This window comes from Pantoea sp. S62, assembly GCF_016658625.1.
GTDB lineage: Bacteria > Pseudomonadota > Gammaproteobacteria > Enterobacterales > Enterobacteriaceae > Pantoea > Pantoea vagans.
Map to the genome: position 1 here is coordinate 54,436 of NZ_JACVVI010000010.1, position 13,783 is coordinate 68,218.

The 13,783-nt window shown below is 55.3% G+C and carries 16 protein-coding genes; 13 read left to right on the plus strand and 3 right to left on the minus strand.

Annotation, left to right across the window (positions count from 1 at the left end):
- Positions 1-149 precede the first annotated feature (149 nt).
- From rpoE to acpS, 11 genes are all read left to right on the plus strand, one after another.
- Entirely contained in the window at positions 150-725 is a 576-nt protein-coding gene (rpoE, locus tag IBT54_RS15165) for an RNA polymerase sigma factor RpoE (RefSeq protein WP_013358764.1), read from the plus strand.
- Positions 726-755: 30 nt separating this feature from the next.
- Complete coding sequence (gene rseA, locus IBT54_RS15170; protein WP_013358763.1) at positions 756-1,409, plus strand: anti-sigma-E factor RseA; 654 nt, start codon at positions 756-758, stop codon at positions 1,407-1,409.
- Positions 1,409-2,365 carry a sigma-E factor regulatory protein RseB gene (gene rseB / locus IBT54_RS15175; protein WP_013358762.1) on the plus strand — a complete coding sequence of 319 codons (957 nt, stop codon included), beginning with the start codon at positions 1,409-1,411 and terminating at the stop codon, positions 2,363-2,365. The genes rseA and rseB overlap by 1 nt, the downstream gene beginning before the upstream one ends.
- Positions 2,362-2,826, plus strand: a complete 465-nt coding sequence (rseC, locus tag IBT54_RS15180) for a SoxR-reducing system protein RseC (protein ID WP_033783909.1) — start codon at positions 2,362-2,364, stop codon at positions 2,824-2,826. The genes rseB and rseC overlap by 4 nt, the downstream gene beginning before the upstream one ends.
- Before the next feature lie 218 nt (positions 2,827-3,044).
- Positions 3,045-4,844, plus strand: coding sequence for a translation elongation factor 4 (gene lepA / locus IBT54_RS15185; RefSeq protein ID WP_013358760.1), 1,800 nt, complete (start codon positions 3,045-3,047; stop codon positions 4,842-4,844).
- A gap of 9 nt (positions 4,845-4,853) precedes the next feature.
- A complete protein-coding gene (gene lepB, locus IBT54_RS15190; protein WP_033733550.1) occupies positions 4,854-5,828 on the plus strand; it encodes a signal peptidase I in 975 nt (324 codons plus the stop codon).
- Between the two features lie 131 nt (positions 5,829-5,959).
- On the plus strand, positions 5,960-6,640 hold the full coding sequence (gene rnc / locus IBT54_RS15195; protein WP_010257656.1) for a ribonuclease III: 681 nt from the start codon (positions 5,960-5,962) through the stop codon (positions 6,638-6,640).
- A gap of 144 nt (positions 6,641-6,784) precedes the next feature.
- Positions 6,785-7,690, plus strand: coding sequence for a GTPase Era (era, locus tag IBT54_RS15200; RefSeq protein ID WP_033733549.1), 906 nt, complete (start codon positions 6,785-6,787; stop codon positions 7,688-7,690).
- A gap of 4 nt (positions 7,691-7,694) precedes the next feature.
- Complete coding sequence (gene recO / locus IBT54_RS15205; protein ID WP_033733548.1) at positions 7,695-8,423, plus strand: DNA repair protein RecO; 729 nt, start codon at positions 7,695-7,697, stop codon at positions 8,421-8,423.
- A 72-nt stretch (positions 8,424-8,495) separates the two neighbouring features.
- On the plus strand, positions 8,496-9,227 hold the full coding sequence (pdxJ, locus tag IBT54_RS15210) for a pyridoxine 5'-phosphate synthase (RefSeq protein WP_201252405.1): 732 nt from the start codon (positions 8,496-8,498) through the stop codon (positions 9,225-9,227).
- Entirely contained in the window at positions 9,227-9,607 is a 381-nt protein-coding gene (gene acpS, locus IBT54_RS15215; RefSeq protein WP_013358755.1) for a holo-ACP synthase, read from the plus strand. The genes pdxJ and acpS overlap by 1 nt, the downstream gene beginning before the upstream one ends.
- Here the strand turns inward: acpS and IBT54_RS15220 are convergent.
- Both IBT54_RS15220 and IBT54_RS15225 read right to left on the minus strand, forming a co-directional pair.
- Positions 9,604-9,852, minus strand: a complete 249-nt coding sequence (locus IBT54_RS15220) for a YfhL family 4Fe-4S dicluster ferredoxin (RefSeq protein WP_033733547.1) — start codon at positions 9,850-9,852, stop codon at positions 9,604-9,606. The genes acpS and IBT54_RS15220 overlap by 4 nt on opposite strands.
- A gap of 55 nt (positions 9,853-9,907) precedes the next feature.
- Positions 9,908-10,747, minus strand: coding sequence for a MurR/RpiR family transcriptional regulator (locus IBT54_RS15225; protein ID WP_201252406.1), 840 nt, complete (start codon positions 10,745-10,747; stop codon positions 9,908-9,910).
- Positions 10,748-10,902: 155 nt separating this feature from the next.
- Between IBT54_RS15225 and yfhb the strand changes: the two genes are divergently transcribed.
- Both yfhb and tadA read left to right on the plus strand, forming a co-directional pair.
- Positions 10,903-11,541 carry a phosphatidylglycerophosphatase C gene (yfhb, locus tag IBT54_RS15230; RefSeq protein ID WP_033783907.1) on the plus strand — a complete coding sequence of 213 codons (639 nt, stop codon included), beginning with the start codon at positions 10,903-10,905 and terminating at the stop codon, positions 11,539-11,541.
- A 63-nt stretch (positions 11,542-11,604) separates the two neighbouring features.
- Positions 11,605-12,096, plus strand: a complete 492-nt coding sequence (gene tadA / locus IBT54_RS15235) for a tRNA adenosine(34) deaminase TadA (protein ID WP_201252407.1) — start codon at positions 11,605-11,607, stop codon at positions 12,094-12,096.
- On the opposite strand, the gene mltF is transcribed toward tadA, so the two are convergent.
- Positions 12,093-13,550 carry a membrane-bound lytic murein transglycosylase MltF gene (gene mltF, locus IBT54_RS15240; RefSeq protein WP_013358751.1) on the minus strand — a complete coding sequence of 486 codons (1,458 nt, stop codon included), beginning with the start codon at positions 13,548-13,550 and terminating at the stop codon, positions 12,093-12,095. The two genes, tadA and mltF, sit on opposite strands and share 4 nt — an antisense overlap.
- Positions 13,551-13,783 lie beyond the last annotated feature (233 nt).

Sequence of the window (13,783 nt, forward strand, 5' to 3'; positions counted from 1 at the left end):
CTGTGTTATCTCCATCGGAGCGGTAAATATCACGGCGGGAAGTGAACTTCGCACCACATCACAACTCTAAGCGCATGCTTGCTCAGAAACATGAGATGTGCTGGCAGTTACTTTATGCATATGAAAAATTTGGGGAGACATTACCTCGGATGAGCGAGCAGTTAACGGATCAGGTCCTTGTCGAGCGGGTACAGAAGGGAGATCAAAAAGCGTTCAACTTACTGGTGATTCGTTACCAGCATAAAGTGGCGAGTTTGGTTTCACGCTATGTTCCCTCGGGCGACGTGCCTGATGTAGTACAGGAATCGTTTATTAAAGCGTATCGCGCACTGGACTCTTTCCGGGGCGATAGCGCGTTTTATACCTGGCTGTACCGCATTGCGGTAAACACAGCGAAAAATTACCTGGTTGCTCAGGGGCGTCGTCCGCCATCCAGCGATGTGGATGCGATTGACGCAGAAAATTTCGAAAGTGCGGGTGCATTAAAAGAAATTTCGAACCCTGAGAACTTAATGTTGTCTGACGAATTGAAACAAATTGTCTTTCGTACCATCGAGGCGCTACCCGAGGACTTGCGTATGGCAATCACCCTCAGGGAACTGGACGGTCTGAGTTATGAAGAGATCGCCGTCATTATGGATTGCCCGGTAGGCACTGTTCGATCACGTATCTTTCGTGCGCGAGAGGCCATTGATAACAAAGTTCAACCGCTTATCCAACGTTAGTGATAACGGCTACTGGAAGGGTACATAGGCATGCAGAAAGAAAAACTTTCCGCTTTAATGGATGGTGAGACCTTAGATAACGAGCTGTTTTCCGCCTTGTCTAAGGACGCAGAACTACAGAAAAGCTGGGCGAGCTATCATCTTATTCGCGATACCATGCGCGGTGATGTGGGCGATGTCCTGCATTTTGATATCTCTGCGCGCGTCGCTGCTGCTATCGAAAAAGAACCGTTGCGTACGGTTACCACGCTGATCCCTGAAGCTCAGCCAGAACCTTCCCGCTGGGAAAAAATGCCGTTCTGGAAAAAAGCGCGCCCGTGGGCTGCGCAACTGACTCAGGTGGGCGTAGCTGCCTGTGTGTCACTGGCCGTGATCGTGGGTGTTCAGCACTACAACCAGCCGCAGGGTAGCGCCACGCAGACCTCTGACTCTCCGGTGTTTAATACGCTGCCGATGATGGGTAAAGCTTCACCGGTGAGCCTGGGTGTGCCGTCAGATGCCTTTGACACCAACAGCTCAAATCAGCAGGTTCAGGATCAGCGTCGTCGCGTGAACGCCATGCTGCAGGACTATGAACTGCAACGTCGTCTGCATGCTGATCAGCTGCAGTTTGAAACCGATGCGCCAAAACAGGCGCAGGTTGATGTTCCCGGAAACCAGTCATTAGGACAGCAGCAGCAGTAATGAAGCCGTTTTGGTATGCTGTTAGCCTGCTGACAGGCAGCCTGTTGTGGTCATCTGCCGCCCCGGCGCAAACTACTGCGTCCGGGGCGCTATTGCAGCAGATGGAGCAGGCAAGTCAGAACCTTAACTACGAATTTGCCTATATCAACGTCTCGCGCATCGGTATTGAATCGCTGCGTTATCGTCATGCTGTGATCGATAACCGGATATTCGCGCAGCTGTTGCAGATGGACGGACCACGTCGGGAAGTGATCCAGCGTGGCAACGATATCAGCTACTTCGAACCCGGCCTCGATCCTTTCTCGCTTCCTGGCAATCACATTATCGACGCTTTGCCGTCAGTGATTTTTGCTGACTTCACCAAACTCGCCACTGCCTACGATTTTATTACCGTGGGACGCTCGCGCATTGCCGATCAGATGTGTGATGTATTGCGCATCGTGTCACGCGATGGTACGCGTTACAGCTATGTGGTCTGGCTGGATGTCGATACCAAGCTGCCGCTGCGCATCGACCTGCTCGATCGTGACGGTGAAACGCTGGAGCAGTTCCGCGTTATCAGCTTTGCGGTGGATGAAGGGGTGCGCAATCTGATGCAGGGGCTGGAGAAAGCGAATCTGCCACCGTCGCTGTCCGTGCCGAAAGGGGACGCAGTTACCGTCGCCTGGCAGCCAGGCTGGATACCCGCAGGCATGTCGCTAGTGTCGCAGAATCGTCGCACGCTGCCGGGGCTGAACAAAAATATTGAGTCGAAGCTCTATAGCGATGGTCTGTTTAGTTTCGCGATCAACGTGACGCCAGCTGATAAAAGCAGCACAACCCAGACATTGCGCACTGGGCGTCGTACGGTCCAGACCGTTGTGCGCAATAATAACGAAATTGCGGTGATCGGCGAATTACCGCCCTCAACCGCAAAGCGTATTGCGGACAGCATCGACCTGGGGTCACAAAAATGATGAGAGAATGGGCCACCGTGGTGGCATGGCAGGATGGCATTGCCACACTGCACACCGAAGCAAAAACGTCCTGCAACAGCTGCCAGGCACGCAAAGGCTGTGGCAGCCATATGCTGAACAAACTCGGTCCGAAGAATGCTCACGTGATGCAGATTGCCAGCAGCAAGCCGCTGCAGCCGGGACAGCGCATTGAGTTAGGCATCAAAGAGAGCAGCCTGCTGGGTTCAGCGCTGCTGGTCTATATGACGCCGCTGTTTGGCCTGTTTGTGGTTGCCGGATTGTTTCAGTCGCTGTTCAGCAGCGATCTGGCGGCCGCCTGTGGCGCACTGCTGGGCGGCATCGGCGGTTTTATTGTCGCGAAAGGCGTTTCAATGAAATTTGGCGATCGCGAAGCCTTTCAGCCGGTCATTCTGAACATTGCCCTCCCTCCCGATGCGCTGCGTGTTGAAAGCGAAGCGTAATGTACGTCCAGGCCGCGCATCCCGCGGCCTTTGTCCGTTCTGCCTTGCGCAGATATCTGTTTCGCTTCCACCACGTTCCATTCTTTTATGCGCGGCGTTAACAGTGTAATATGCGTCGTCATTAATGAGGCTGACAGGATTGTGGGTAAAGAGCGATCTTCCTGAATGTGTCTGTGCTCAGATTTTCAACTGAATTTTAAGCGAAGATATCCCTATAAATGAAGCACATAAGAAATTTCTCCATCATCGCTCATATCGACCATGGTAAATCTACGCTCTCTGACCGCCTTATTCAGATCTGCGGTGGCCTCTCTGACCGTGAAATGGCTGCGCAGGTTCTTGACTCCATGGATCTGGAGCGGGAGCGTGGCATTACTATCAAAGCACAGAGCGTCACACTCGATTACCACGCGAAAGACGGCGAAACTTACCAGCTCAATTTCATCGATACTCCGGGCCACGTAGACTTCTCTTATGAAGTTTCCCGCTCACTGGCTGCCTGCGAAGGTGCATTGCTGGTGGTGGATGCGGGTCAGGGTGTTGAAGCGCAGACACTGGCGAACTGCTACACCGCGATGGAGATGGATCTGGAAGTAGTGCCGGTTCTGAACAAAATTGACCTGCCGGCCGCCGATCCCGATCGCGCTGCGCAGGAGATTGAAGATATTGTCGGCATCGATGCGGCTGATGCGGTGCGCTGCTCCGCTAAAACCGGCGTCGGCGTTCCGGACGTGCTGGAACGCTTAGTGCGCGATATTCCGCCGCCGGAAGGCGATCCGGAAGGCCCGCTGCAGGCGCTGATTATCGATTCCTGGTTTGATAACTACCTGGGCGTTGTCTCGCTGGTGCGTGTGAAAAACGGCACCATGCGTAAAGGTGACAAGATCAAAGTCCTCAGCACCGGCCAGGTCTATAACGCTGATCGCCTGGGTATCTTTACCCCGAAACGTGTCGATCGTAATGAACTGAACTGCGGTGAAGTCGGCTGGCTGGTCTGCGCCATTAAAGATATCCTCGGCGCACCGGTGGGGGATACCCTGACCACCGCCCGCAACCCGGCAGACAAAGCGCTGCCAGGCTTTAAAAAAGTGAAGCCGCAGGTTTATGCCGGTCTGTTCCCGATCAGCTCTGACGACTATGAAGCGTTCCGTGATGCGCTTGGCAAGCTGAGTCTGAACGATGCCTCGCTGTTCTATGAGCCAGAAAGCTCAACGGCGCTGGGCTTTGGTTTCCGCTGTGGCTTCCTCGGTCTGCTGCACATGGAAATCATCCAGGAGCGTCTGGAGCGCGAATACGACCTCGATCTGATTACCACTGCACCGACGGTAGTGTATGAAGTCGTGACCACCGGCGGCGAAATTGTTCATGTCGACAGCCCATCCAAGCTGCCGCCACTGAATAACATCGAAGAACTGCGTGAGCCGATCGCGGAATGTCACATGCTGCTGCCGCAGGAGTATCTGGGCAACGTCATCACGCTCTGTATTGAGAAGCGTGGCGTGCAGACCAACATGGTTTACCACGGCAATCAGGTTGCACTGACGTATGAAATTCCGATGGCAGAAGTGGTCCTCGACTTCTTTGACCGTCTGAAATCCACCTCGCGCGGTTATGCCTCGCTGGATTACAACTTCAAACGTTTCCAGCCTTCAGACATGGTGCGTGTCGACGTACTGATTAACTCTGAACGTGTGGATGCGCTGGCGCTGATTACTCACCGCGACAATGCGCCTTATCGCGGCCGCGATCTGGTTGAGAAAATGAAAGAGCTCATCCCGCGTCAGCAGTTTGATATTGCGATTCAGGCTGCGATTGGTAACCACATTATCGCGCGTTCAACCGTTAAACAGCTGCGTAAAAACGTTCTCGCCAAGTGTTATGGCGGTGACGTCAGTCGTAAGAAGAAACTGTTGCAGAAACAGAAAGATGGTAAGAAGCGTATGAAGCAGGTTGGTAACGTTGAGCTGCCACAGGAAGCGTTCCTCGCCATTCTGCATGTCGGTAAGGACAGCAAATAAGGATTTCCAATGGCTAATATGTTCGCCCTGATTCTGGCGATAGCGACGCTGATTACTGGCATCGTCTGGGTAATTGATCGTTTCAAATGGGCACCCGAGCGTCGCGCGAAACAGGCGGCGGCGCAGGCCCAGACCGGTAACGCGCTTGACAGCAAAACGCTGGCGAAAGTCTCTTCACAGCCAGGCTGGGTTGAGACCACCGCGTCCGTGTTCCCGGTGCTGGCCGTGGTTTTCATCGTGCGTTCGTTTATTTACGAACCGTTCCAGATTCCCTCTGGCTCGATGATGCCAACACTGCTGATTGGCGACTTTATCCTGGTGGAGAAGTTTGCTTACGGCATTAAAGATCCGATTACCCAGACGACGCTGATCCCAACCGGTCAGCCGAAGCGTGGCGACATTGCGGTATTTAAATACCCGAAAGATCCGAGCCTGGACTACATTAAGCGCGTTATTGGCCTGCCAGGCGATAAAGTCATCTATGATCCTTACAGCAAAACGCTGACGGTGAAACCGACCTGTGGTGATGATAAAGCCTGCGACACAGCGTTAGCAGTGACTTACACCGACGTTGAGCCAAGCAATTTTATTCAGACCTTTAGCGGCTTTGATGGCAACGAAACCGGCAACGGTTTTTATCAGGTGCCACAGGGCGATACCCTGCGCGGTGGTCTGCGCCTGGGAACCCGCAAAGAGACAATCGGTAACGTGACGCATGACATTCTGCTGGTTAACGAAGCGCAGAGTCAGGCAGGCATGTATTATCAGCAGCCAGGTCAGCCGCAGGCGAGCTGGGTCGTGCCGAAAGGGCAATACTTCATGATGGGCGACAACCGTGATAACAGCGCCGACAGCCGCTACTGGGGCTTTGTCCCGGAGCGTAATCTGGTCGGCAAAGCGGTCGCTATCTGGATGAGCTTTGAGAAACAAGAAGGTCAGTGGCCAACCGGCGTGCGATTCAGTCGCATCGGCGGTATCCACTAATAATTTTGTCTGATTAACAGGCAAATCGGGTGGCCTCCTCAGGGAGGCCACTGCACACCAAACGGAACGTGTTGGACTGCCAGCCCCGTTTGGTATGCAGAGTCACAGACGCAACAAAGAACTGGAATCGCATGAACCCCATCCTGATTAACAAGCTTCAGCGCAAACTGGGCTACACTTTTACTCATTCGGAACTGTTACAGCAGGCCCTGACTCATCGCAGCGCCAGCAGTAAGCACAACGAGCGCCTGGAATTTCTGGGCGATTCTATTCTTAGCTATGTGATTGCGAATGCCCTTTATCACCGCTTCCCGCGTGTTGATGAAGGTGACATGAGCCGCATGCGTGCCACGCTGGTGCGTGGCAATACGCTGGCTGAAATGGCTCGCGAATTTGATCTTGGCGAGTGCCTGCGCTTAGGACCGGGGGAGCTGAAAAGCGGCGGTTTCCGTCGCGAATCGATCCTGGCGGATACGGTGGAAGCGCTGATTGGCGGCATCTTCCTCGACAGCAGCATCGAGCGGGTAGAGCAGCTGATCCTCGACTGGTATCAGACGCGCCTGGATGAAATCAGTCCTGGCGACAAACAAAAAGATCCCAAAACGCGCCTGCAGGAGTATCTGCAGGGACGTCATCTGCCGCTGCCAAGTTATCTGGTGGTGCAGGTGCGTGGCGAAGCCCACGATCAGGAATTTACCATTCACTGTCAGGTGAGTGGCATGGCCGAGCCGGTCGTCGGCGTCGGCTCCAGCCGTCGTAAAGCCGAGCAGGCAGCGGCTGAACAGGCACTGATAAAATTAGGTCTCGAATAGGTCTGTCGGGGTGACAGTGCCGGACCGGCGCTGAATCAATCACCCTCTGACAGCTCTATCCCGGCGTCAGAAGACGCTGAATGACACATGACTCAAATAGCACTCTTCGGCGCCGCATCAGGCGCTGAACAATTCAGGACTCGAATGAGCGAAAACGTTACTTATTGCGGCTTTGTCGCGATTGTTGGCCGACCGAACGTCGGTAAATCCACCTTACTGAACCAGTTGCTGGGGCAGAAGGTGTCGATCACCTCGCGTAAGCCGCAAACCACGCGCCACCGCATCATGGGCATTCATACTGAGGGCAACTATCAGGCGATTTACGTCGATACCCCCGGACTGCACATGGAAGAGAAGCGCGCCATTAACCGTCTGATGAACCGTGCAGCCAGCAGTTCGATTGGCGACGTAGAGCTGGTGATCTTCGTCGTTGAAGGTACCCGCTGGACGCCAGATGATGAGATGGTGTTAAACAAACTGCGCGACAATAAAGTGCCGGTTGTGCTGGCTGTGAATAAAGTCGACAACATCCAGGATAAAACCATTCTGCTGCCGCATCTGCAGTTCCTCAGCCAGCAGATGAACTTCCTTGATATCGTGCCAATCTCTGCGGAGAGCGGCAAAAACGTCGATACCATTGCGGCGATTACCCGCAAGCATCTGCCGCAGGCCGATCATCACTTCCCGGAAGATTACATCACCGATCGCTCTCAGCGTTTCATGGCGTCAGAGATGATCCGTGAAAAACTGATGCGCTTTCTGGGCGCTGAACTGCCTTACTCGGTCACCGTGGAGATTGAACGCTTCGTGACCAACGAACGCGGCGGTTACGACATTCATGGTCTGATTCTGGTCGAGCGCGAAGGGCAGAAGAAGATGGTGATTGGCAACAAAGGTGCCAAAATCAAAGTCATCGGAACAGAAGCGCGCAGGGACATGGAAGAGATGTTCGAAGCGAAAGTGCATCTCGAACTGTGGGTGAAAGTGAAATCCGGCTGGGCAGATGACGAACGAGCGCTGCGTAGCCTGGGTTATACAGACGATCTCTGATTCAATGGAAGGCTGGCAACGCGCCTTTGTGCTGCATAGTCGTCCCTTCAGCGAAACCAGCCTGCTGCTCGACCTGTTCAGTGAAAACGAAGGGCGGGTTCGGGTGCTGGCCAAGGGCGCACGCTCGCGGCGCTCCCAGCTGAAAGGTGCGTTACAGCCTTTTACCCCGCTGCTGGTTCGCTGGAGCGGGCGTGGGGACGTTAAAACCCTGCGCAATGCCGAAGCGGTGTCGCTGGCTTTACCGCTCAGCGGCATTACGCTCTACTGCGGTCTCTACGTCAATGAGCTGGTCTCTCGCGTACTGCAGCCGGAATCGCCTTTCCAGGAACTCTTCTTCGACTATCTCAACTGCCTTCAGGCATTAGCCTCAACGCACGGCAAGCCCGAACCGGCACTGCGTCGTTTTGAACTGGCGCTGCTCGGTCACCTGGGCTACGGCGTCGACTTCCTGCATTGTGCCGGCAGCGGCGAGCCGGTCAGCGACGACATGACGTACAGTTACCGTGAAGAGCGTGGCTTTATCGCCAGTCTGGTGGTTAATCAGCGCAGCTTTACCGGCCGTGAGTTGCACGCCCTGTGCGAACGTGAGTTTCCCGATGCCGACACGCTGCGCGCTGCGAAGCGGTTTACCCGTATTGCCCTGAAGCCCTACCTGGGTGGCAAGCCGCTGAAAAGTCAGGAGCTGTTCCGCCAGTTTATCCCGAAGAAAAAGCCCGAACAGGCAGATGAATAGCGCAGGGTGTACTGACGGTTTATAGTTGCGCGGTACACTCAACATCACGATGGAAAAGAAGTGAGGATGGTTATGGCTGAGTTGCTGTTAGGCGTCAATATCGATCACATTGCCACGGTGCGTAACGCCCGTGGGACAAACTATCCCGATCCGGTGCAGGCAGCGTTCATCGCCGAGCAGGCAGGCGCAGACGGCATTACAGTGCACCTGCGCGAAGATCGCCGTCACATTACCGACCGCGACGTGCGAATTCTGCGGGACACCATCCAGACGCGCATGAATCTGGAGATGGCGGTCACTGATGAGATGATCGGCATCGCCTGTGATATCCAGCCCCATTTCTGCTGCCTGGTGCCGGAAAAGCGTCAGGAAGTGACTACGGAAGGCGGACTGGATGTGGCAGGGCAGCAGGAGAAGATGAACGCGGCCGTACGACTGCTGCGTGACGCGGGCATTCTGGTTTCACTGTTTATTGATGCCGACCACCGCCAGATCGAAGCGGCCGTTGCCACGGGTGCGCCTTACATCGAAATTCACACCGGCGCTTATGCCGAGGCTCCCGAGGGACGAGAGCGTGACGCAGAGCTGGCACGCATTCGTCATGCCGCGACCTTTGCCGCCAGCCTGGGGCTGAAGGTGAATGCCGGTCACGGTCTGACCTACCACAACGTGCTGCCGATTGCGGCGCTGCCGGAAATGCATGAGCTGAATATCGGCCATGCGATTATCGGCCGTGCGGTGATGAGTGGCCTGCCGGATGCGGTCAAAGAGATGAAGCAACTGCTGCGTGAAGCCCGCCGCTGATGGCTATTCTGGGTCTGGGCAGCGACATCGTTGAGATTGAACGCATTGCCGACGTGATAGCGCGCTCCGGCGACAGGCTGGCGCGTCGGGTGCTGAGTGAAGCCGAATGGCAGCAGTATCAGGCGCACAAACAGCCGGTGCGCTTTCTCGCCAAACGCTTTGCGGTTAAAGAGGCGGCAGCCAAAGCCTTCGGCACCGGCATTCGCGGTGGTCTGGCATTTAATCAGTTCGAAGTTTACAACGATGCGCTGGGTAAACCGGGGTTACGCTTCTTTCAGCAGGCCGCTGACGTGGCAGAGAAGCTGGGCGTTAACCACGTTCACGTAACGCTGGCCGATGAGCGTCACTACGCCTGCGCCACGGTGATCATTGAAAGCTAGCCGTGCAGCAGCACGAACTTATCCCACAGCGCATCGCGTGATTCGGTGTGCTGTGGGTCAGTGATAATGGTGTTGTCGATGGGGCAGACCCGCTGACAGGTTGGCGCTTCATAATGCCCGACGCATTCCGTGCAGCGGCTGACATCAATCTCATAGATCGCATCGCCCAGTGAAATCGCCTGGTTCGGGCACTCCGGTTCACACATATCGCAGTTAATGCATCTGGACGTAATCAACAGCGCCATTTATCCCACCTGGTAACAACAGAAAAAACGCGGGTATTATACGCGCTGCCACTGATCAGACCAGCTTTTTCACCAGCGCTTCGCTGTGACGAATATGACTCGACGCACGTTCCGGATCGTTTTGCACCAGCGCCATAAACAGCAGATCGGTCAGGGCCAGCTGCGCTGTGGTCGAGGAGATCGCCGCGCTGCGGGTGCTCTGCTCTTCCGCCACCGTGTAAAGACAGTAGCTGGCACTCTGCTGCAGGCTGTTCGGCGTAAAGCCGGTAAACGCTACCACATCGGCCCCAACCTGAACCGCTTCCTGCGCCGCCAGATTAATCTCGCGCCGTTCCCCGGTGTAGGAGATAGCGAGCAGCACATCGCCTGGCCCCATCGCCTGTACGCTGGCCAGCAGGGCGTGCATGTCCTGTTCCGCCACCGCATTGATACCAATTTTCATCAGCTTCCAGGAGAAGTCCTTTGCCACCAGGCCCGATGCGCCGATGCCGACCAGTAAAATACGCCGGGCATTTTTCAGCAGCTGTAACACATCGTTGAGCTTTTCTTCGCTATTAATATCCAGCGTGGCGCGGATCGCCGAGAGCTTTTCGGTCAGCAGCTTTTCCCCCACCATTTTAAGCGGATCGTCGCTGAGAATATGGTTATGCACGGTAATGGCATCCTTGTCCGCCAGTGACTCACTCAGAGCCAGCTTAAGCGCCGGAAAGCCTTTATATCCCAGCTTCTGAGCAAACTTCACCACGCTCGACTGGCTGACGCCCGACTCTTCCGCCAGCTTTTGCGAACTCAGGTGACGTGCCCGATCGGGTTGCGACAGTAAAAAATCCGCCAGCCGACGCTCGTTCAATGCCAGACGTGGATAAAGCTGGCGAATGCGCAGCAATGAACTCATGCCCAATCCTCGTAATTCAGGGATAATCAGTGAAGAATAAACTATTCATCGGGCATTGTAGTCATCGGAATTAAAAATGACCGTCATCGCCGTACCGCCTGATGATGGCTACACTACTCTTTATCATCCCGGAATCAGCCGTTAAGGAGAGTTGTTTGACCAGGGGAACACAACGTCGCATCGTATTTTTCGACCTCGATGGCACTTTGCATCAGCAGGACATGTTCGGCACCTTTATGCGCTATCTGCTGCGTCGCCGCCCGCTTAATCTGCTGCTGGTGGTGCCGTTACTGCCGGTGGTGGGCATCGGTCTGCTGTTTAAAGGCCGCGCGGCACGCTGGCCCATGAGCCTGCTGCTCTGGTCAATTACCTTTGGCCGCTCCGAGCAGACATTGCTGCGCCTCGAAGCCGAGTTTGCCCAGTGGTTTCGCCTGCGCGTAAAGGCCTTTCCGATGGTGCAGCAGCGTCTGACGGATTACCTCGGCAGTGATGACGCTGACGTCTGGCTGATCACCGGATCGCCACAGTCGCTGGTGGAGCAGGTCTATTATGACTCCGCGTTTCTGCCACGCGTGAAGCTGATTGCCAGTCAGATGCGTCGCGGCTGGGGCGGGCGTGTGCTGGCGATGCGCTGCCTCGGTCATGAGAAAGTGGCCCAGCTTGAAGAGAAAATCGGCACGCCGTTACAGCTTTACAGTGGCTACAGCGACAGCAAACAGGACAACCCGTTACTGTTCTTCTGTCAGCATCGCTGGCGTGTAACCCCGGCGGGTGAACTGCAGCAGCTGGAATAAGTTTCGACACGCTCGCAGAGATCGCTATAATGCGCCGCTTTTCAGTCGCCCGGAGTGGTCAGCGTGAAACAACAAGATGAATACTGGATGCGCCACGCGCTCAGCCTGGCGCGCCGGGCCTGGGAGCAGGGCGAAGTGCCGGTGGGGGCCGTGCTGGTTCAGAACGACCGGGTGATTGGGGAAGGCTGGAACCGGCCCATCGGCCAGCACGATCCGACCGCGCATGCAGAGATCATGGCGCTGCGGCAGGGCGGTAAAGTACTGGAAAATTACCGCCTGCTGGATACAACGCTTTACGTTACGCTGGAGCCGTGTGTGATGTGTGCCGGTGCCATGGTTCACAGCCGTATTAGCCGACTGGTCTATGGTGCGCACGATATTAAAAGTGGGGCAGCGGGATCGCTGCTGGATGTGCTGGGCCATCCTGGCATGAATCATCAGGTTGAACTGCATAGCGGCGTGCTGGCTGAAGAGTGTGCCGCCATGCTGAGCGACTTCTTCCGTATGCGTCGTGAGCAGAAAAAAGTGCTGCGTCAGGCGCAACGCCAGGGTTAGTTCATGGCGATCTTCGGTTCAACCGCCGGGTAGCCCTTCGCCAGTTCGGCCTGTGCTTCAGCCTGCCGCGCCAGACGCTTCTCCTGCTCCTGCAGATAACCCACCAGGCTTATCTGATACTTGCGGATATTCTCCACGTAGTTATAGGCTTCATGTCCACGGGCATAGCCATACGCTGTCTGCGTGTAGTAGCGCTTCTGGCTTAACATGGGCAGACGCAGCTTCACATCCGCCCAGCTGTCCGGATTACCGCCCTGGCGTGCCGTCAGCTTGCGGACGTCAAGCATGTGGGCATAACCCATGTTATAAGCTGCCAGCGCAAACCAGATGCGCTCATCTTCCGGGATGGTCTGCGGCACCTTCGCCATCATATCCTGCAGATACTGACTGCCGCCGCGAATGCTCTGTTCGGGATCGGTTCGATCGCCCACATCCAGGCTATCAGCGGTGTTACGCGTCAGCATCATCATGCCGCGCACGCCGGTCGGTGAGGTAGCCTGCGGGTTCCAGTGCGACTCCTGATAAGAGATCGCCGCCAGCAGCCGCCAGTCGATGCTGGTGGCGTACTTCTCAAACAGCGGCTTGATGTCGGGCAGCGTATTGTCGATGGCGCGCAGGAATGTGCGGGTATCAACATAGTCAAAGGTACCGACGTGACCGAGATATTTCTCCTCCAGCCGCGCCATCGCGCCTTCTTCGCCCATACCATTAAAAAAGTCGAGCATTGCTGCATTCAGACTGTCGTCATCGCTGTGCCGCACATACCAGGTCACCGGCTCTTCATCGGTAACGTCGAACGCCACCGCCAGCTGCGGATAGATGCGCTGCAGCAGGGCGATGGTCACCGAGTCACCAATGGTGTAGTCGAGCTTGCCGTCGGCGACCGCTTCCAGCAGGGCCTTAGGACTCTGATCGGTGGAGATCGCCCAGTCCAGATCGGGGAACTGATTGGAACGGGCGCTCTTGAGCGTGGACAGATAGGCCGATCCGGACGCAACTGTCAGCCGCCCCTTTAAGTCACCGAGGTTTTTAGGGCGTGGCTTATCCACGCGATAGACCAGCTGTTGTGAAACGTTGTAGTAACCTGGCCCGGTCTGATAGCGCGTCAGGCGTTCATTGTTGTAGTTCAGGCCAGCGGCCAGCAAATCGGCTTTACCCTCGTCAAGATCATCAAACAGATCGCTCAGGTTAGGACGAACCGTCACCTTCAGTTTGACGCCAAGATAATCGGCGAAGCGTTTTGCCAGCTCATAATCCATACCGGCCGGTAACTGGTTAACTGTGTAGTACGTTAATGGGGAGTTGATGGTACTGACCCGCAGGACTCCCCGTGATTTAATCTGTGAAATCCTGTCCTGCCCACCCCCATACCAGGGAATGGATGGCCACAGCGCTAACGCTAACAGCACGGCAACCAGACCGATAAACAGATAATTAAATTTTAGGCGTTTCAAATATTTATCTCTCGCTGGCTCTAAGGCCTCTGTCTTTTAAAGGCAGTATTTATCTTCTTTGAACTCCCAGAGCGAGGGGCATTTTGCGCAACAAAATCACACTGAGCAACTTTTATAGCAGCTTTTGCGCAAAATTCAGGCAAATCCGGGTTGCCAAAAATTGTGCGCAAACGGTTTCGTCGCGAGGTCGCTTTCTCTATAATACGCCCCGTTTTCCCTGTTGCGCCCAATCA

Excerpts from the sequence above, each read along its gene's own strand:
- rpoE (WP_013358764.1), top strand. The coding sequence starts at position 150 with ATGAGCGAGCAGTTAACGGATCAGGTCCTTGTCGAGCGGGTACAGAAG.
- rseA (WP_013358763.1), top strand. The coding sequence starts at position 756 with ATGCAGAAAGAAAAACTTTCCGCTTTAATGGATGGTGAGACCTTAGAT.
- rseB (WP_013358762.1), top strand. The coding sequence starts at position 1,409 with ATGAAGCCGTTTTGGTATGCTGTTAGCCTGCTGACAGGCAGCCTGTTG.
- rseC (WP_033783909.1), top strand. The coding sequence starts at position 2,362 with ATGATGAGAGAATGGGCCACCGTGGTGGCATGGCAGGATGGCATTGCC.
- lepA (WP_013358760.1), top strand. The coding sequence starts at position 3,045 with ATGAAGCACATAAGAAATTTCTCCATCATCGCTCATATCGACCATGGT.
- lepB (WP_033733550.1), top strand. The coding sequence starts at position 4,854 with ATGGCTAATATGTTCGCCCTGATTCTGGCGATAGCGACGCTGATTACT.
- rnc (WP_010257656.1), top strand. The coding sequence starts at position 5,960 with ATGAACCCCATCCTGATTAACAAGCTTCAGCGCAAACTGGGCTACACT.
- era (WP_033733549.1), top strand. The coding sequence starts at position 6,785 with ATGAGCGAAAACGTTACTTATTGCGGCTTTGTCGCGATTGTTGGCCGA.
- recO (WP_033733548.1), top strand. The coding sequence starts at position 7,695 with ATGGAAGGCTGGCAACGCGCCTTTGTGCTGCATAGTCGTCCCTTCAGC.
- pdxJ (WP_201252405.1), top strand. The coding sequence starts at position 8,496 with ATGGCTGAGTTGCTGTTAGGCGTCAATATCGATCACATTGCCACGGTG.
- acpS (WP_013358755.1), top strand. The coding sequence starts at position 9,227 with ATGGCTATTCTGGGTCTGGGCAGCGACATCGTTGAGATTGAACGCATT.
- IBT54_RS15220 (WP_033733547.1), bottom strand. The coding sequence starts at position 9,852 with ATGGCGCTGTTGATTACGTCCAGATGCATTAACTGCGATATGTGTGAA.
- IBT54_RS15225 (WP_201252406.1), bottom strand. The coding sequence starts at position 10,747 with ATGAGTTCATTGCTGCGCATTCGCCAGCTTTATCCACGTCTGGCATTG.